This is a genomic window from Clostridium sp. HCS.1 (assembly GCF_047900555.1).
Lineage (GTDB): Bacteria > Bacillota > Clostridia > Clostridiales > Clostridiaceae > Clostridium.
In genome coordinates this window covers 3,222,692-3,240,248 of record NZ_CP170704.1, presented here as the reverse complement: position 1 = coordinate 3,240,248, position 17,557 = coordinate 3,222,692, and the positions used below count along the sequence as shown (strand labels likewise).

General features: G+C 28.6%; 18 protein-coding genes. 16 read left to right on the top strand and 2 right to left on the bottom strand.

Going from position 1 to position 17,557, the window contains the following annotated elements:
- Positions 1 to 11: 11 nt before the first annotated feature.
- Genes yhbY through ACFYH6_RS15480 form a run of 5 tightly spaced genes read left to right on the top strand, consistent with a single transcriptional unit; the run spans position 12 to position 3,793 of the window.
- Positions 12 to 305, top strand: a complete 294-nt coding sequence (yhbY, locus tag ACFYH6_RS15500) for a ribosome assembly RNA-binding protein YhbY (protein ID WP_316343067.1) — start codon at positions 12 to 14, stop codon at positions 303 to 305.
- Between the two features lie 4 nt (positions 306 to 309).
- Complete coding sequence (gene nadD / locus ACFYH6_RS15495) at positions 310 to 927, top strand: nicotinate-nucleotide adenylyltransferase (protein WP_316343068.1); 618 nt, start codon at positions 310 to 312, stop codon at positions 925 to 927.
- A gap of 26 nt (positions 928 to 953) precedes the next feature.
- A complete protein-coding gene (yqeK, locus tag ACFYH6_RS15490; RefSeq protein ID WP_416180046.1) occupies positions 954 to 1,520 on the top strand; it encodes a bis(5'-nucleosyl)-tetraphosphatase (symmetrical) YqeK in 567 nt (188 codons plus the stop codon).
- A gap of 21 nt (positions 1,521 to 1,541) precedes the next feature.
- Entirely contained in the window at positions 1,542 to 2,888 is a 1,347-nt protein-coding gene (locus tag ACFYH6_RS15485) for an LCP family protein (RefSeq protein ID WP_416180047.1), read from the top strand.
- An 8-nt stretch (positions 2,889 to 2,896) separates the two neighbouring features.
- Complete coding sequence (locus tag ACFYH6_RS15480; RefSeq protein WP_416180048.1) at positions 2,897 to 3,793, top strand: RluA family pseudouridine synthase; 897 nt, start codon at positions 2,897 to 2,899, stop codon at positions 3,791 to 3,793.
- A gap of 178 nt (positions 3,794 to 3,971) precedes the next feature.
- On the opposite strand, the gene ACFYH6_RS15475 is transcribed toward ACFYH6_RS15480, so the two are convergent.
- The gene (locus ACFYH6_RS15475) at positions 3,972 to 5,255 is read right to left on the bottom strand and encodes a D-alanyl-D-alanine carboxypeptidase family protein (RefSeq protein WP_316343072.1); all 1,284 of its coding nucleotides are present in this window, start codon (positions 5,253 to 5,255) and stop codon (positions 3,972 to 3,974) included.
- A gap of 157 nt (positions 5,256 to 5,412) precedes the next feature.
- Between ACFYH6_RS15475 and ACFYH6_RS15470 the strand changes: the two genes are divergently transcribed.
- From ACFYH6_RS15470 to ACFYH6_RS15450, 5 genes are all read left to right on the top strand, one after another.
- Positions 5,413 to 6,066: a helix-hairpin-helix domain-containing protein gene (locus ACFYH6_RS15470; protein ID WP_416180049.1), complete on the top strand. Its 654-nt coding sequence runs from the start codon at positions 5,413 to 5,415 to the stop codon at positions 6,064 to 6,066.
- Between the two features lie 211 nt (positions 6,067 to 6,277).
- On the top strand, positions 6,278 to 6,958 hold the full coding sequence (locus ACFYH6_RS15465) for a hypothetical protein (protein WP_416180050.1): 681 nt from the start codon (positions 6,278 to 6,280) through the stop codon (positions 6,956 to 6,958).
- 22 nt (positions 6,959 to 6,980) lie between these two features.
- Positions 6,981 to 7,337 (top strand): hypothetical protein, encoded by a 357-nt coding sequence (locus ACFYH6_RS15460; RefSeq protein ID WP_416180051.1) that lies wholly within the window; start codon positions 6,981 to 6,983, stop codon positions 7,335 to 7,337.
- Between the two features lie 18 nt (positions 7,338 to 7,355).
- Positions 7,356 to 8,708 carry a 23S rRNA (uracil(1939)-C(5))-methyltransferase RlmD gene (gene rlmD, locus ACFYH6_RS15455; protein ID WP_416180052.1) on the top strand — a complete coding sequence of 451 codons (1,353 nt, stop codon included), beginning with the start codon at positions 7,356 to 7,358 and terminating at the stop codon, positions 8,706 to 8,708.
- A gap of 663 nt (positions 8,709 to 9,371) precedes the next feature.
- The gene (locus ACFYH6_RS15450) at positions 9,372 to 9,920 is read left to right on the top strand and encodes a GNAT family N-acetyltransferase (protein ID WP_416180053.1); all 549 of its coding nucleotides are present in this window, start codon (positions 9,372 to 9,374) and stop codon (positions 9,918 to 9,920) included.
- 231 nt (positions 9,921 to 10,151) lie between these two features.
- Here ACFYH6_RS15450 and ACFYH6_RS15445 read toward each other — a convergent pair whose 3' ends face one another.
- Positions 10,152 to 10,292, bottom strand: a complete 141-nt coding sequence (locus ACFYH6_RS15445; RefSeq protein ID WP_416180054.1) for a hypothetical protein — start codon at positions 10,290 to 10,292, stop codon at positions 10,152 to 10,154.
- Positions 10,293 to 10,583: 291 nt separating this feature from the next.
- Between ACFYH6_RS15445 and ACFYH6_RS15440 the strand changes: the two genes are divergently transcribed.
- From ACFYH6_RS15440 to ACFYH6_RS15415, 6 genes are all read left to right on the top strand, one after another.
- Positions 10,584 to 11,711: a tyrosine-type recombinase/integrase gene (locus ACFYH6_RS15440; RefSeq protein WP_416180550.1), complete on the top strand. Its 1,128-nt coding sequence runs from the start codon at positions 10,584 to 10,586 to the stop codon at positions 11,709 to 11,711.
- Positions 11,704 to 13,668, top strand: a complete 1,965-nt coding sequence (locus tag ACFYH6_RS15435) for a tyrosine-type recombinase/integrase (protein ID WP_416180551.1) — start codon at positions 11,704 to 11,706, stop codon at positions 13,666 to 13,668. The genes ACFYH6_RS15440 and ACFYH6_RS15435 overlap by 8 nt, the downstream gene beginning before the upstream one ends.
- Entirely contained in the window at positions 13,668 to 14,042 is a 375-nt protein-coding gene (locus ACFYH6_RS15430) for a DUF6262 family protein (RefSeq protein WP_416180552.1), read from the top strand. The genes ACFYH6_RS15435 and ACFYH6_RS15430 overlap by 1 nt, the downstream gene beginning before the upstream one ends.
- 450 nt (positions 14,043 to 14,492) lie before the next feature.
- Entirely contained in the window at positions 14,493 to 15,935 is a 1,443-nt protein-coding gene (locus tag ACFYH6_RS15425; protein ID WP_416180553.1) for an aldehyde dehydrogenase family protein, read from the top strand.
- A 156-nt stretch (positions 15,936 to 16,091) separates the two neighbouring features.
- Positions 16,092 to 16,706 carry an NAD(P)-dependent oxidoreductase gene (locus ACFYH6_RS15420; protein ID WP_416180554.1) on the top strand — a complete coding sequence of 205 codons (615 nt, stop codon included), beginning with the start codon at positions 16,092 to 16,094 and terminating at the stop codon, positions 16,704 to 16,706.
- A gap of 114 nt (positions 16,707 to 16,820) precedes the next feature.
- Positions 16,821 to 17,450, top strand: coding sequence for a glycerol-3-phosphate acyltransferase (locus tag ACFYH6_RS15415; protein WP_416180555.1), 630 nt, complete (start codon positions 16,821 to 16,823; stop codon positions 17,448 to 17,450).
- Positions 17,451 to 17,557 lie beyond the last annotated feature (107 nt).

The following is a 17,557-nucleotide window of genomic DNA, read 5'->3' as shown; positions in this document are numbered from 1 at the left end:
GGAGGAATAAGATGATAACAGGGAAACAAAGAGCTTATTTAAGAGGTCTTGCAAATAATATGGATCCTATATTTCAAATAGGAAAGAATGGAATAGAGGAAACTTTTTTAAATCAATTAGAAGAAGCTTTAGAAGCAAGAGAATTAATTAAAATAAAGGTGCTAGAAAACAGTGGTTTAGCTGCTAGAGAAGCATCAGACGAAATATGTGAAAAAATTAATTGCGAAGGTATTCAAGCAATTGGTAGTAAAATAGTTTTATATAAAAAATCCTCAAAAAAACCAAAGATAGAATTACCTAGGTAATAATATGAGTAAAATTGGTATATTAGGAGGAACCTTTAATCCTATTCACTTAGCACATTTGTATATAGCATACGAGGCTAAGAGCCAATTAAACTTAGATAAAATAATATTTATGCCAGCAGGAAGCCCACCTCATAAAAAAGATAAAGAGGTATTAGAGGCTTCCTTAAGGTATAATATGGTTTGTGAAGCTATTAAAAGTTATGAGGATTTTGAAATAAGCGACTACGAAATTCATAAAACAGGATATAGTTATACTTATGAAACCTTAGAAAAGTTTAAATCGGAGGATAATGAATTATATTTCATTACAGGTGCTGATTGTCTTATGGATATTGAAAAGTGGAAGAAGCCAGAAGAAATATTTAAACTTTCAAGGTTAGTAGTATTTAATAGACCTGGTTACAGTAAGAAAAACTTAATAATTCAAAAAGATAAAATTGAAATGAAGTTTAACACAAGTATAAAATTTTTAGATATAATAGACTTAGAAATTTCATCCTCTATGATTAGAAAAAGAATAGAGGAAGGTAAAAGAGTTGACTTTTTCCTTTCTAAAGAGGTTTTAAATTTTATTAAAGAGAATAATATATATAATTATTGTAACAATATTAAGCTCTAATAAAAGTGATATTTAAGGAGAGAATTATGATTAGTATAGATGAAATGAAAGTCTACCTTAAAAATAACTTAATTGAGAATAGATATATTCACGTATTAGGAGTAGTTGACACAGCCATAAGACTTGCAAAAATTAATAAGGTAGATGAAAAAAAAGCAGAAATTGCTGCTTTAGCACATGATATAGCTAAAAATATGACAATTTATGAATTAAAAGATATTTTAGATAAAAATAATATAGAGCTATCTTATGATGAAGAAAATAATCAAGAACTTTGGCATAGTATGGTTGGTCCTATAGTGGCTAAAGAAATTTTTGGAATCGAAGATGAAGAGATTTTAAGTGCTATGAGATGGCATACTACTGGTAAAGAAAATATGAGTAAATTAGATAAAGTAATCTATATGGCAGATATGATAGAACCAAATAGAAATTTTCAAGGAGTGGATAATCTAAGAAGAGAAACCTTTAAGGATTTAGATAATGGTGTTCTTCAAGGTTTAAATCATACTATAAAGTACTTGTTAAATAAGGGTGTTGCTATTGATATAAATAGTATTAAGGCAAGAAATTATTTATTGCTGCATAAGTAATTATTTAAAGGGGAATTAAAGATGGGTAATAGTAGGGAAGATGTTGGAAATAGAGAAAGAAGACCACTTACTAGAGAAGAAAGAATAAAAAGAAGAAAAGCAATTGAAGCTAAGAGGAGAAAAAGAAGAAGAAAGAGAATATTATTTTCTATAATTACGCTTATATTTGTTTTAATATTTGCTGGAGCAATATATGCATATTCTTTTATTTCAGGCTTAAAAACTAATAAATTAGGAAATGGAATACCACCAGCATCTTCAAATGACTCAATTAATATCTTAATTTTAGGTATGGATGTAGGAGATACTGATAATCAAGCTAATAAATCTATAAGAAGAAGTGATACCATAATGGTATTTAACTATAATCCTAATACTAAGAAGGTTCATTTAGTTTCTATACCAAGAGATACCATGATTGAAGTAGATGCATATTTAGATACAGGAGAATATCAAAGATATTGGAAAATTAATTCAGCATATGCTTTAGGTGGAGAAGAAGAAATAACTACTCATGTTGAATCATTATTAGATATAAATATTAATTATATTGTAGAAGTTGATTATAATGCATTTAGAAGTGTTGTTGATGCACTTGGTGGAGTAGATATGACAATAGAGCAAGATATGTTTTATGATGATGAAGAACAAGATCTTCATATAAACTTTACTGCTGGAGAAACAGTTCATTTAGATGGGAAAAAAGCTGAAGAATTTTTTAGATGGAGACAAAATAATGATGGCTCAGGATTTGCAAATGGTGATTTAGATAGAATTAAAAATCAACAATTACTTATGAGCAAGTTAGTAGATAAGGCATTAAGTCCTAACATAGTATTAAAGGCTCCAAATATACTTAAGGCTATTAGTGATAATGTTGATACTAATATTCCAGCAAATAAATTAATATCATTAGGACTAAAGGTATTAAGATTAAAGTCATCTGACATAGTTATGACAACACTTCAAGGTGTGCCAGAAAACATCTATGGTCAAGAATTTTTAGTATCTTATAAAGAAGATAATATGGAGTTAATAAATTCATTAAATGCTGAAAATCCATCAGAATCAGATAGTATAACATCTATAAAAAGAGAAGAATTAGATATCTTAGTTTTAAATGGAACTAAAATAAATGGTTTAGCCTCTACTGCTAAAGATCAGCTTCAATCATTAGGTTATGCAAATATTGAAGTAGGGAATACTACTCCAGTATCTAAAAGTATAATACAAACAGACAATAAAGAATTAAAAGAACTTTTAAAGAGTGACATAGATATAGATAAGTCTGAGAAGATAAGTAACCCTGAATACAAGGAATATGATGCAGTAATACTTTTAGGAGAAGACTATAATTTGTTCAACTAGGAGGAAATATGAGTACTATTAAAAAAGTAGTTCCTAAAGAGTACCAAGGAAGAAAAATAAGAGAATATTTAAAAGAAGAACTTGGACTTTCTTCAAGATTAATTAGGGGAGCTTCAATAGACAAGAGAATATTTGCTAATAATAAAGCTGTTAAAATGAATTATATATTAAAGGGGAATGATAATATATTAATTAATTTAATGAAGGATGAAACACAAAACATAGATCCAGAAAATATTCCTATAGATATCATCTATGAAGATGAAGATATAATAGTAGTAAATAAGGAACCTAATATGGTAGTACATCCAACTAAAAGACATCAAAGTGGTACCTTGGCAAATGCTTTAATGTATTATTTTAAAGAAAGTAATCAAAAATGCATAGTTAGATTAGTAAGTAGGCTAGATATGGATACTTCAGGATTAATAATAATCGCTAAAAATCAATATGCACATATGGAATTATCTAAGGAAATGAGCTTAAATAATGTTGAAAAAAGATATTTAGCTGTAGTACATGGGCATATGGAAAAGATGGAAGGAACTATAGACTTACCTATTTATAGACCAGAAGAAGAAGGAACTATAAGAAGAGTTATTGATGATAGAGGACAAAGAAGTATAACCCATTATAAGGTTATAGAAAGATTTAAAGACTCTGATTTAGTGGAATGTTTACTAGAAACAGGAAGAACACATCAAATTAGAGTTCATTTAAGTTCGCTAGGACATCCTATTTGGGGAGATACCTTATATGGAAATGAAGAAGATAATGAGATTATAACAAGGCAAGCACTTCACGCCTATGGATTAGATTTTAAATCTCCAAGAACAAAGAAACCTCTAACATTAAGAGCAAGCTTACCTAAGGATATTGAAGCTTTAATTAATAAAATTAAATAACAAAAAAGGAGCTGGAGTTCCAGCTCTTTATTTAATATACTAGGAATTTATAAAAATATTACCCTGCTAATAATTTTTTATAAATTCATTTCCTTAAGTATATGATGAGATAGATATTATATTCTGGCGACTTGGAGCGAATGCGACGGAGCAAAGAGTATAATATCTATCTCATCTTTTATCTACTAAATCTAGGACGTTTTCTTCTTATCCTTTTTCTTTTAATAGATAATAGTATAGCTCTTAATAATAAAAGAGCAATAAATACTATTATTAATGTATAAATTATATTGCTTGGCTTCTTAGCAAAGTCTGAAAAAGTTTCTTTTAACATGATTTCGCTGTTATATTCTCTATTTGCTCCACTTATTAAATCCATTGTAGAAATAGTTTCTCCATCAATAATAATTTTAGCTTTAAATAATGTATCATTTATATTAATATCTTTTTTGCTTATATCACTTTTATCATATTCAATTGTATATTCAGGTACTTCTTCAGATTTAGATTTAGTATAATAAAAGTCACTTTTAGCTAATAAAGGAAGAGTTATAGCATCATTAATTTTGTAGTTATCTAATATTTGATTTTCACTAATTAACTTTACTGTTTCAAAATTATCAAAACCATAATCAAATAATGGGCCTATATTAGTATAAAAGTTATCTTTATCTGTAGCATTTATAAAGGCTCCTATCATCATTTGGTCTCCTTTTACTGCAGCAGCAGTATAGGCATGATTAGCCTCAGGTGTATATCCATTTTTTCCACAGTATGCATTAGCATAAAAATAAGGACTATACTCATTAAATAGTTGATTTCTATTTGTTGCCCATTTTTCACTTCCATCAGAAAAAGGCTGATTTACATATTTATAATATTCTGTTTTAGCAATTCTTACAAATTCATCGTTATGGGAAGCAGCTTTCATTATAAGTGCTAGATCATAAGCAGTTGTTACATGTCCATCTTCATGAAGACCACTAGGATTTTTAAAGTTTGTATTTAAAGCTCCAAGTTCTTTTGCTTTAGCATTCATTAGCGTAGCAAATTCTTCATTAGAACCAGCAACATATTCAGCTAATGCTTCTGCACAATCATTTCCTGATTCTAGTAAAAGCCCAAGCATAAGCTCTTCAACAGTGTATACTTCCCCTTTTTGAATACCTATTGCAGAGCCATCCACTAAAGGTGGTTTTTCCCCTATAGTAACCTTATCTGTTAGTTTAACCTTATCAAGAACAACTAATGCTGTCATTACTTTTGTTGTTGATGCAGGTTCGTATTGATTATGTTCATTTTTTGCATAAAGTATTTTCCCCGTTTTTCCATCCATTAGAACTGCACCTTCTGAATAAACTGGAGGCAGTTCAGTAGCACTAGCTTTAACTAAATTAAGGCTAGCAAAGATACTACTTATAAATAAAGTAGATAGAAGAAATTTTTTTAATAAATTTTTCATAATAAATCTCCCACAATAACTATTTCATATAGACAAAAATATTTTATCAAAAAAATTAAAATCTTTCTATAATTTATAAATAATTAATGGTAAAGAGATAAATTTTTAAGAATTAGTTAATAATTATAAGGAATAATTATTTAATTGGAGGAAAAAAGTGAATAAAAAGGTAAAAAATATATTAAATTTAAGAAATTGTATACTAATTATTTTAGCTTTATTTTGCATAAGTACATCTTTTTATTTATATGGGAAAAATAAATCAAAGGTATTTAAAGATGAATATATGAAAAATATATTTGTAGAAGAGGAAGGAAAAGAAAATAATGTAGATGAAGAAAGTATTAAGTCTAGTGGAAGTAATGTAGTTATTCCTAATAAAAATAAGATACTTGTAGAAATTAAGGGGGAAGTTAAGAGACCAGATGTATATGAAGTTGAAGAGGGGAGTATAATAAGAGATTTAATTGATATTGCTGGAGGCCTAACAGAAAAAGCTAATATAAATAAAATAAATAGAGCAGAGAAATTAAGAGATAATCAACTTATAGTTATTCCTGATAATGAAAGTGCTGATAATGGAGCTATTATGAATGATGCAGGTAATAGTTCTAATGATGGAATTATTAATATTAATTCTGCATCCTTAAGTGATTTGCAAAAAATAAATGGAGTAGGTGCTGTCAAAGCTCAAAGTATAATAGATTACAGAGAAAAAAATGGGGGATTTAAATCTATAGAGGATATTAAAAATGTTGATGGTATAGGAGATAAAACCTTTGAAAAAATAAAGGATAAAATAAGTATTTGATGCAAATATACTAGCTGATTTTAATAAGGAGTTAGAAAAAGGAAATATGGAAGTAACTATATTTTTATATTCAGGTATATCTTTATTTTTTTGTAATATGTCAGTTAAGTGTCAAGCCCTTTTAATATAAGGGCTTTAGTGTTATAATAAGATGAATTTAGGAAAAAATAAAAAAGATGATTTACAAGGGATGCATCCTAAGGAGGATATTATGATTAAAAAAATATTGATGGCAATTTTAAGTGGAGTAACAATTGTATCTTTAGTAGCATGCAGTCCAGCTTCCAAGAATGAAAAAAGTGAAAGAACAGTAGAAGAAAGTAGCAAGAGTGATGAAAGCAAAAAAACTTTTATAGGCGAAGGAGTATGGGCAAATGATTATACTATAGAAGAGGTATCTCAATTAAATGATGAAATAACATCTAGAATTGAGGAAGCAGCTAACTTCTATGGGTTAGAGTATACAAAAGAAGAAAAAATTAAAGATGAAAATGACCAAAGTGTAAATGAAAAATACGTTTATTCTGATAATTTAAATCCAGAACCAAACAGAATGGAAAGTATGTATTATGGTTTTAAAACATATGGTACGGATATGGCAGAGGGAAGCCTAAATATGAAAATAGGATTTAAATTAGACTTAGATCAAATCAAAGAGGAAGATAAATTTGATTTAAAGGAAACTTCAATAGCAAACTTTTCAGAAGCTATGACAAATAATATTGATAGAGATTATTCTGAAATAAATGAAAAGATAATAGATATTGTTAAAAACAATGATGCTAATGGAACTATAGAAACTAATTTAAATGGATTAGTTGAAACTATAACTATAAAGGGTGACTTTTTATTATATAAAATAGATTCCAAAACATATAATTTTAAAATTTAATATAATTTAGGAGGATGCAGGTTTGGATAATAAAGAATTAAATAAGGATGAAGTTATAAACGAAGTTGTGGAAGAAAATAAGGTAGTAGAACCAGTAAATGAAGAAGTATCTGAAGAAAAAGAGATAAAAGAGGATAGCAAAGGACTAATATTTTTTAAAAGGCTTTTAGCAGGAGCAATTGATCAAATTATTAGTATTGCATTAGCATTAGTATTATTAATAGTTTTTGATTTATTATTAAAATTATTTGGTTTTTATATTGCAGAAAGAGAGCCTATGTTCTTAATAATGTACGTTATCGTTAATATAATATATGGACCAATTTGTGCATCAACTAAATTAAAAGATACTATAGGAAGAAAAACAGTGTTAAAATAATTTTACTTAGGAGTTAACATGAAAAAAGGAAGTACTATTCAAGTTAAAATAGATAAAAGTGAGTTCCCATCAACAGGAATTGGGACTTTAGAAGGTAAAAAAATATACGTAAAAGGTGCTTTTCCAGGGCAAACAGTAACTGGGAGAGTTAAAAAGAAAAGAGAAGCCTTTGCAGAATTAAAGCTTACTTCAGTGGATGAGAGAGCAGACTATGAAATAAGTCCATCTTGTGAGCACTTTGGAATTTGTGGTGGGTGTACATCACAAAATTTAACTTATGAAAAACAATTAGAACTTTTAAGTGAAGAATTTAAAGATTTATTTGAAGAAGCTGATTTACCACTTAAGAACTACAAAGGAATTGTAGGAAGTAAGGAACAATGGGAATATAGAAATAAGATGGAATTTACCTTTGGAGATTTCGAAAAGGGTGGAGAATTAACTCTTGGAATGCACATGAAGGGGAAATCCTTTGGAATTATTACAGTAGATAAATGCTTAATAGTGGATGAAGACTTTAGAACTTTAATTAAGGCAACAGTAGATTATTTTAGAGCTAAAGGCTTACCTTATTATAGAGTTATGAAGAGAGAAGGATATTTAAGACACCTAGTTATTAGAAAAGCAATTAATACTGGTGAATTAATGGTTAACTTAGTTACTACAACTCAAATAGACTTTGATTTATCTGAATATGTAGAGATATTAAAAAATCAAAATTATAAAGGTAATTTAGTATCAATTTTACATACAGAAAATAATTCATTTTCAGATGCAGTAGTACCAGAAAAGGTTAATTTATTATTTGGAAAAGATTATATAACAGAAAATCTTTTAGGATTAAAATTTAAAATATCTCCTTTTTCCTTCTTCCAAACTAATACTAAAGGAGCAGAAAGCCTATACAGTATAGTTAGGGATTACTTAGGAGAATCAAAGGATAAGGTAGTATTTGACCTTTATTGTGGAACAGGAACTATAGGGCAAATAGCAGCTGCTAATGCAAAAAAAGTAGTTGGAATCGAACTTATAGAAGAAGCAGTAGAAGCAGCAAAGGAAAATGCAAAGTTAAATAATTTAAATAACTGTGAATTCCTAGCAGGAGATGTAGCAGAAATAATAAAATCAGTAAAAGATAAACCAGATACAATAATTTTAGATCCACCAAGAAGTGGAGTACATCCAAAAGCATTAGAATACGTAATTAAATTTAATGCCAAGGAAATAATTTATGTATCATGTAATCCTAAAACCTTAGTAGACAACTTAAAGGTATTAATGGAAGCTGGATACGAAATGGTAGAAAGCTGCGTTAAAGACATGTTCCCAAATACTCCACATTTGGAGGCAGTTGTTAAACTTACGAAGTAAGTTGTTACAACGCCCCATGCAAGGATTTACCAAGAACACAAGCGAAGCGAAGTGTGATTGGAATAAATCTACTGCTGGAGGCAATTGTTAAGCTGGCATTGAACGATTGACATTGAACACTTAGTGAAGCTATAGCTAAACTTAGTGTGAAAGTCCATCTTATGTAGTGCAACGAAATAAGATGTTCCTTTTAAAAACGCTAGCGAAGTGTGAACTTAGCGAGAAAGCCCACATTCCGTAGCCTGCCGGAGGAATGTGTTCATTTTAAAAGATAAATTACCATTGCAAGGGATGCCCAAGAAACTGAACGCATTGAAAGTTGATTGGAAGCAGCCTACTGCGGAGGCAAAGGAGTTAAGCAGGATAATTGCTTGGCTCTTTTTTGATTTCTCCTTAAATCTGAAAGTTTGAAAAAGCAAACTTTCTTCGGAGAGTACAGTAATAGAACTGTTTATAAGGTTTTAATAGATTTTAAATTAAAGGTTTGCCATCCGTTAAGGTGATATGGTGGTAAACCTTAATAATTTTTTAGATAGTAACAGCTTCAAATTAATTTTGAATAGCATGAAATAATTATCCATTGTTGTTGAGATTATTAGAACTAAGTAATAAATATGGCATTTCAACTTATAAAACTGAAATTATGAATATGGAGGAGATTATATGAATATTAATGATATTAAATTTCGTACTGCTGAAGAAAATGATATTGATTATATAATGGAGATAGAACAATCATCATTTTCTAAAACCGTATGTGAAAATAAAGATGTATTTCTGCAAAGAATTAAAACCTTTAAAGAAGGCTTTATAGTAATGGAATATTATAATAAAGTTATTGGCTATATATGTTCAGAACTATGGGAGTATAGAGAAGAAATTGATAAGGATAAATTCACATTAGGACATTTAATCAAGGATAGTCATAAAGCAAATGGGAATGAAGTATATATATCTTCATTTGCTATTCTTCCAGAAGTAAGAGGCTATGGATTAGGCAAAATGATGCTTGAGTTTTTTATAAAACATATTACTAAAGTAGTAAAATCGCAAAAGTCAATAATTTTGATAGTTTCAGAAAAATGGACGAAGGCAAGAAAAATATATATAAATTATGGATTTGAAGAAGTTTCTATAATTAATGACTTTATTGATAATAAGGATATTGAGCCTTTTAAAGAAAATGGAATTATAATGAGAAAGCTACTGTAGTCTCTCACAATAGTTTAATTATTAATAACAAACATTGACTATTCTTAAGAAAGTCTGACGGTGGAATCTTTCATGCAGAGTTAAGGAAAGTGGTAGAGGGAAAATAAATAAAAGAAAATATTGCTAAAGTCAGATAAATAGAGGAGCTCGGCAAGATAATTGCTTGGCTCTTTTTTTGTCTGCCATTAAATCTAATGCTTTCTAAAAAGTCAAACTTTATTAGGAATTTTATTATTTATTGTCAGCATCAATCAATTCCTTCTCAATGCCTTTTCCAGAGTTCAAAGCTTCAATACCTCTTCGTAAATGTTCGATATTAGATTCTGAATAGAACGGGTCAAGGTCTTTAGTTGTAGGTTTGTCTATGGACATATACAACACTCCTTTCAATTATATTATATGACAAAGTAAAGAAAGCATCAATAGAACTGGAAAGATCCTATTTTGAGGGTATTTTCCTTTACTTATACTAAAGCATTTTTTATATTATTAGTAAAAGAAAGAAATATAGTGTAGATACTTAGATAGTATTTATAGTAGTTTAAATATACCCTTATAATATATGTAATACTTGGAATACTAAATATATAGTTGAAATGATTATAGTGTTTATAGTAAACTAAGTGTAGAATAAAGTAAAATTACAGAGGTGTATGTAGAACTATGGAAGTAGTGAAGGTAAAAACAGAAGATGGAAAGGAAAGATACTTTGTAGCAGATGATGATGGTTTACCAATAGAGCCTATACTAAAGTTTATTAGGTTTAAAGATAATACTAACTTTGCAAGAAATACTTTAAGAATGTATTGCCAACATCTTAAGCTATATTTTGAGTATCTGCAACAAAGGGAATTAGATTTTCAAAAGGTAACTATTGATGATTTAGCCTTATTTGTAAATTGGTTGCAGAATCCGTATAAAAGTTTAAAGGTTATTCCTACACATCAAGTAGATACAGCAAGAAGTCCAAGAACAGTAAATATTATAGTTAATACTGTATTAGCATTCTATGATTATATTTTAAGACACGAAGAATACAGTAATAATATTTCTGATAGACTTAGAAAATTTGTATCTACTCCAAGTAGAAACTTTAAAGGTTTTTTATACGGAATAGCTCATGAGCAAAAGAAAGTAATAAGCAATATACTGAAACTGAAAGTCCCTAAATCTAAGCCAAAGACATTATCTAAAGAAGAAATAGCAACGCTTATAAGAGCCTGTAACAACCTTAGAGATAAGTTCCTATTGAATTTGTTATATGAAACTGGCATACGCATCGGCGAAGCCTTGTCTTTATGGATTGAAGATTTTGATATAAGTGATATGGTTATAGATTTACAAGACCGAGGTGAACTTGAAAATAATGCTGAAATAAAAACAGTATCAAGTCCACGAAAAATAGATATATCTCAAAACTTAGCAGATATGTTTATGGAATATATTGCAGAATATCATACAGAAGAAGTTGAAACTAACCATATATTTATCAAACTTAGTGGAAGTAATAAATATAAACCTATGAATTATACTGATGTAGATAATTTATTTAGAACATTAAAAAAAGTAACAGGCATATATGTTACTCCACATATGTTTAGGCATAGTTCATTGACATTATTAAGAATGGCAGGATGGCAGCCAGAACTGTTGAGAATAAGGGCAGGACATAAAAATATTTATACTACTTTGAACACTTATATACACCCTTCTGATGAAGAAATAACCGAAGAGTTCAATAGAACTCAACCTAATTTAGATTTGGATATTTATAATGAGGAGGATGAATAAAGTGAAAAGTTTGCAAGAGATAAAAAGTAATCAACAAAGTAAATATGATGAAATAATTGAGTATCTTAAACAAGATAACGGATATTGGTTAGAAAATGATAAGTGGGACTTAACACATGATATTTTTGTTGGTAAAAAAATAAGATCTAACAGGTATTTTAATTTTGAAAGAATTAATAATGTTTGTTTGAAAAATGAAATTAAATATTATTTTCTTTATAATTTCAAAAATGGTTTAATAAAGTTAAACACGTTTGATAGGCAATCTGAATCTTTGAAAAATATAAGTTATTTTTTTAATAAGTATATAAAAGTGAATACTTTAAGCGAAGTAGATAAAAACAAAACTCAAACCAAATGGATTTTATTTTTAAATGAAATAGGTGTAAAAACAAGTAATCTCCATATGCGCAATATAACTAATTTTGTAATAGACTTTATAATAGATTTCTATGATGATAGAGAAGAAACTGAAAAAGATATATGGTATTCAAAAAATATTAAAGGTGTAAAGAAAAGTGCAACATCAGACAGAACAGCAACATCATTAAATTTTATAGAAATTCCATTATATTATAGAGAGATAGTTAAAAGATATTTTAGGTCTTTTATTACAAAGAAAAGTTGGATGACTTGCTTTAATACACTTAAACATTTAAAATATTTCTTTAATTATTTTTACTCAAACGGATATAATGACGGTTTTATTGAAAATTTAAATAGAAATGACATTGAGAAATATTTATTCCATATAGGGAATGAAAGAAAAGGAAAAAATCCAACTGAAACAAGTAAATATATATCTTATATAAGAACATTTTTAGAATATATTCAAATTGCTCAATACGATAAAGCACCTAAAAAGGAGGTATCATTTTTAATATTTCAAGATGATATTCCTAAAAGGGAATTAAATAAAGATGAAGTTAAAAAAGCAAAATTTATTCCAGAACCTATATTAAAACAATTAGATAATAATATTATGGATTTAGATAGACTACAGTTTATACCGATTTATATTTTACTTCGTGAAACGGGTTGGCGTGGAACTGATATATTAAATCTTAGATATGATAATTGTTTAGAGCAAGTGTGGAATAACAAAGAAGAAAAATATAACTACTATCTTTGTGGTGAAATAACTAAAACAGGTATAGCACAACTCAAAATACCTATAAGGGATAAAGTTGCTGAAATGGTTCAAAAAGCTATTGATAAAGCAAAGGAGTCAAGCACAGAAGAAAACAATCCTAATAAGTATTTATTTAATACTTATGAAGGAAAACTTAAAGGAAAACCGTTAGCAAAAGAAGGTTTACTAAGAACTATTAAAAGATTAATAGTTAAAAAAGATATTAGAGATGCTAATGGTGAATTATATCACTTTAGACTTCATTCTCTAAGGCATACAAGAGCAAAAGAATATGTAGAGCAAGGTATGGGTATAAGTGTTATACAACAGATTTTAGGACATCAAAGCCTACAAATGACAGTTCATTATGCTACTGTTTCAGAAAATGTATTATATGAAAAATGGAAGAATACAGAGGACTTAGAATTATTTAAAGTTGATACTACAAATAATGAACTTATTGAAGTAGATCCATCCTCTGATGAAGGTGAAAATCTTATTAGATATGAATATGTTAAAAAGAATTTAGATGCTGTAAGAGTTCCTTTTGGAGTATGCTTTAAACCTTCTAAAGCACCTTGTAAGCAACAAATGAATCATTGTTTAACTTGTGGAAGTTTCTGTACTACAGTTGAGAATATCCCTGAATATGAAGAAGAAATAGAAAAGGTTAAGCAGCAAATTGAAATAAGTAATAGATGTGGTAGAGAACTTTGGGCAGAAAAGAATAAACAGTATTTAAATATATTAGAACAAACATTAGAAAAAGTTAAAGAACATAAATTAGTTCATAAGAATGGCAAGTCAAGGGAGGATATAGTTTAATGGCTGATAATACTAAAGGATTAAAAGAATATGCTAAACAAAGATCACAAATGGCTTTAGATAAGGTCGATAAGGCTATTAGAGAACTCTCATTGACTGAACATAAAATTAACTTTAATAGTGTTTCACAACTTAGTGGAGTGTCTAAGACATTCCTCTATAACAACCAAGAAATCAAAAAAAGAATTGAAGAACTTAGAGATAAACAAGTAAGCAGAACTATCAATCAAAGAGCCAAATATGATAAAACTTCTAAAGCAAAAGATATTATCATAATGGCTAAAGATAAAAAGATAAAAGAATTAGAAGAAGAAAATAAAAAGCTCAAAGAACAATTAGAAGTTCTTAGAGGTAAGTTATATGAAAAATTATAGACTACATAGATTATATGTAGTCTATGTATAAAACAAGTAAAATCAAGGCTTGTGTTGAAATATACACTAGATATCTTAAGGAGTTGTGAATTATGGGTACAAGGCAAGATAGAGAAGAATATATGTGGAAAAACTTTATACAGTATACCAGCAAAAGGAAAAAAAAAAGAAGTGACGGCATGAAATGGACCCTATATAGTAGACACTAGTAAAAGAGAGTCTATTTGTATAGAGTCTTTTTTTTACAATAAAATTAATGAGGTGATTGAATAATTAGAAAAAACTTTTTCCAAAGAAGATATAAAGATCCTATCAAATGCTATTATTTTATAATAATCATTATCAATTATAATAAATATATGATATAATTATAATATATAATATGATCATTTAATTATTACTTATAAATAAAATATTAATATAATTTTTATATTCAAAAGGAGGGATTTTATGAAAAAGTATACTAAACAATATATAAATGGAGAGTGGAGAAGTGGTAGCAGTTCATCTACTTTGGAAAATAAAAATCCATATACCAATGAAGTGCTATATACTTATAAGTCAGCTAATGAGCAAGATGTTAAAGATGCTTATGAAGCTGCTTACGAAGCATCAAAACTTTGGGCAAGCACATCTCCTTCTGAGCGAATAGAGTACTTAGAAGCTTTAGTAAAAGTTTTTGAGGAAGGAAAAGATAACGTTTACGATGTGATAAGGGAGGAAGGTGGAAGTTCCTTGGCAAAATGTGATTTTGAATTCTTCACTAGTATTTCAATAATAAAGTTGGCTATGAGTTATCCTGAAAGAATGAAAGGTACTATGCTTCCTTCTAATATACCAGGAAAAGAGAATTATATTATTAAAGAACCAAAAGGAGTTATTGGTGTTATAGCACCTTGGAATGTTCCTTTAGTTTTAGCAATGCGTTCTGTAATTCCTGCTATTGCACTTGGAAATACTGTAGTCTTAAAGCCAGCTTCAGACACACCTGCATCTAGCTTAATGATTGCAGATTTCTTTGACAAAGCAGGATTCCCTAAAGGTGTTATTAATGTAGTTGTAGGAAAAGGTTCAGAAATTGGTGATAGTATTGTTTCTAATCCAATACCAAGTCTAATTTCATTTACTGGTTCTACTGAAGTTGGTAGACATGTTGGAGAAGTTGCTGGATACCATTTAAAGGATGTGTCATTAGAATTAGGTGGAAATAATGCGATGGTTGTACTTAAAGATGCTGATATTGACCAAGCTGTAAATGCAGCTGTATTTGGTTCATTGTTCAATCAAGGACAAGTTTGTATGGCTCTTAATAGAATTTTAGTTCCAGAGGAAATACATGATGATTTTGTAGAGGCTTTAGTTAAAAAAGTTAAGAGCTTAAAGGTTGGTAATCCAGCTGATCCAGAAGTGTTTATTGGACCTATTATAAATTCTTCACAAATTGAAAAAATTGAAAATTATATAGAAGGAACTATTAAACAAGGTGCAAAGGTTGTATTAGAAGGAAAAACAGAAGGATCAGTTGTTTATCCATGGATTTTAACAGATGTTAAAAATGATATGCCTACTGCTTGCAATGAAGTATTTGGTCCAGTTATTTCTATTATAAAAACTAAAAACGAAGAAGAGGCTATTGCTATTGCTAATGATACTATATATGGATTAAGTGGTTCAGTATTTACAAAGGATATTTATCATGGTATGGAAGTAGCAAAACAAATTAAGTCAGGTATGGTTCATGTTAATGACCAATCCATTAATGACGAGCCACACGTTATGTTTGGTGGTGAAAAAGCTTCTGGACTTGGACGTTTTAATGGTGAATGGGTAATTAATAAATTTACTACTGATAGATGGATTAGTGTCCAAGGTAAGGAACGTAAATTTTTCTAGAATATATATTGCTAAAAATTCATCTTATAGAGAAGACTTTTAAAAAAGGTTTACTCTATAGGGTGTTTTTATATATAATAAGTATAAAAAAATAACTAATTACCACTTAAAATTAGTATTTAAAATACACATAAATTAAAAGGATGGTGATATGTAATGAAAATTATTGTTTTTGGAGCTAATGGTAGAACTGGACAAAAGGTAATCGAACAAGCTATAAATAAAGGAATGGAAGTAACAGCTTTTGTGAGAAATCCAGAAAATATAAAAATAAAGTCTGAGAACTTACACATAATAGTTGGACAAGCAACTCAATATGAGGATGTAAGAAATGCTATGGCCCTTCATGATGCAGTAATTAATTGCATAGGAGGACCAGGAAATAAACCATCTACAACTATTACAGATATTACAAAGAATATAGTAGATGCTATGAATGAAACAGGAGTTAAAAGAATAGCACAAGTTTCTTCTGCTGGAGTACATGGTGAGTTAAAAGGAATAATAGGCAAAATTATAAGCTTAATGCTAAAGAATCCATTAAAAGATCATGCAGGAGCTTATGAAGTATTAAAAGAAGGAACAGTTTATTATACTTTAGCAAGACCAATGTCTTTAACAAATGGTAAATTTACAGGATTATATAGGGAAGCTGAAGATGAAGTTCCAGTTAAAGGGAAAAACATTTCCCGTGCTGATGTGGCTGATTTCTTATTAAGGGTAATAGAAGAAGATAAATATATTGGAAAGAGTATAGGATTAGCATATTAAATATAAGTAAACTATAATTATTAATTTAATTAAGACTATGGTGCTATATGGGATTTTAACTACGAAAATAACAAAGAAATGATAAGGTTTGGTTATGAGGAGTAAGAGAATTTAATGAGATATCTTATGGTAATTTTAATAGGTTATTTAATTGGAAGTTCTAGTATGTCTTATTATTTAGGTAGGTTAAATAATATTAATGTATTTAAAAGTGGAACAGGCAATTTAGGTGCATCTAATATGGTGCTAATAATGGGATGGAAAGCTGGAATTATGGTAGCTTTACATGATATTTTAAAAGCTTATATAGCCATTGTAATAGTAAGATATTTATTTACTGATTTACCTTATGTGGCAGAATTAGCAGGGGTAGCCTGTGTTATTGGGCATATATTTCCATTTTACTTGAAGTTTAAGGGGGGCAAAGGATTTGCTTCTTATATAGGTATGACTATTGCACTAGATTGGCAGTTTGCCATAGCTTTAATTATTTTATGTGTAATTCTAACTTTAATTACTGATTATGTTGTTAGTGCAACATTTGCAACTATAATTGCTGTACCTGTTTATATTGGATTATTTAATAATAATCTTATAGCTTTTTGTATCTTGTCTATGGCAACTCTTATAATGTTTTATAAACATAGTGAAAACATTACAAGACTTAGAAATGGTACTGAAATTGGATTGAGAATTGCAAACGTTGAATGCAAAACTAACTTCCGTTTTAGAGTAAGCTATTGATATTGCAAGAGTAAGGTCAGTTTTTACACTTAAATTTAGTGGCTAAAAGCTCTAAAATAAGATATAATTTTCATAAGATAATCAATTTTTAGGGTTTTTAAGCATGC

What these genes read in the sequence shown, in the direction of transcription:
- ACFYH6_RS15475 (WP_316343072.1), bottom strand. Translation starts at nt 5,255, where the DNA reads ATGAAAAATTTATTAAAAAAATTTCTTCTATCTACTTTATTTATAAGT.
- yhbY (WP_316343067.1), top strand. Translation starts at nt 12, where the DNA reads ATGATAACAGGGAAACAAAGAGCTTATTTAAGAGGTCTTGCAAATAAT.
- rlmD (WP_416180052.1), top strand. Translation starts at nt 7,356, where the DNA reads ATGAAAAAAGGAAGTACTATTCAAGTTAAAATAGATAAAAGTGAGTTC.
- ACFYH6_RS15440 (WP_416180550.1), top strand. Translation starts at nt 10,584, where the DNA reads ATGGAAGTAGTGAAGGTAAAAACAGAAGATGGAAAGGAAAGATACTTT.
- ACFYH6_RS15430 (WP_416180552.1), top strand. Translation starts at nt 13,668, where the DNA reads ATGGCTGATAATACTAAAGGATTAAAAGAATATGCTAAACAAAGATCA.
- yqeK (WP_416180046.1), top strand. Translation starts at nt 954, where the DNA reads ATGATTAGTATAGATGAAATGAAAGTCTACCTTAAAAATAACTTAATT.
- ACFYH6_RS15425 (WP_416180553.1), top strand. Translation starts at nt 14,493, where the DNA reads ATGAAAAAGTATACTAAACAATATATAAATGGAGAGTGGAGAAGTGGT.
- ACFYH6_RS15450 (WP_416180053.1), top strand. Translation starts at nt 9,372, where the DNA reads ATGAATATTAATGATATTAAATTTCGTACTGCTGAAGAAAATGATATT.
- ACFYH6_RS15415 (WP_416180555.1), top strand. Translation starts at nt 16,821, where the DNA reads ATGAGATATCTTATGGTAATTTTAATAGGTTATTTAATTGGAAGTTCT.
- nadD (WP_316343068.1), top strand. Translation starts at nt 310, where the DNA reads ATGAGTAAAATTGGTATATTAGGAGGAACCTTTAATCCTATTCACTTA.
- ACFYH6_RS15485 (WP_416180047.1), top strand. Translation starts at nt 1,542, where the DNA reads ATGGGTAATAGTAGGGAAGATGTTGGAAATAGAGAAAGAAGACCACTT.
- ACFYH6_RS15465 (WP_416180050.1), top strand. Translation starts at nt 6,278, where the DNA reads ATGATTAAAAAAATATTGATGGCAATTTTAAGTGGAGTAACAATTGTA.
- ACFYH6_RS15445 (WP_416180054.1), bottom strand. Translation starts at nt 10,292, where the DNA reads ATGTCCATAGACAAACCTACAACTAAAGACCTTGACCCGTTCTATTCA.
- ACFYH6_RS15420 (WP_416180554.1), top strand. Translation starts at nt 16,092, where the DNA reads ATGAAAATTATTGTTTTTGGAGCTAATGGTAGAACTGGACAAAAGGTA.
- ACFYH6_RS15480 (WP_416180048.1), top strand. Translation starts at nt 2,897, where the DNA reads ATGAGTACTATTAAAAAAGTAGTTCCTAAAGAGTACCAAGGAAGAAAA.
- ACFYH6_RS15435 (WP_416180551.1), top strand. Translation starts at nt 11,704, where the DNA reads ATGAATAAAGTGAAAAGTTTGCAAGAGATAAAAAGTAATCAACAAAGT.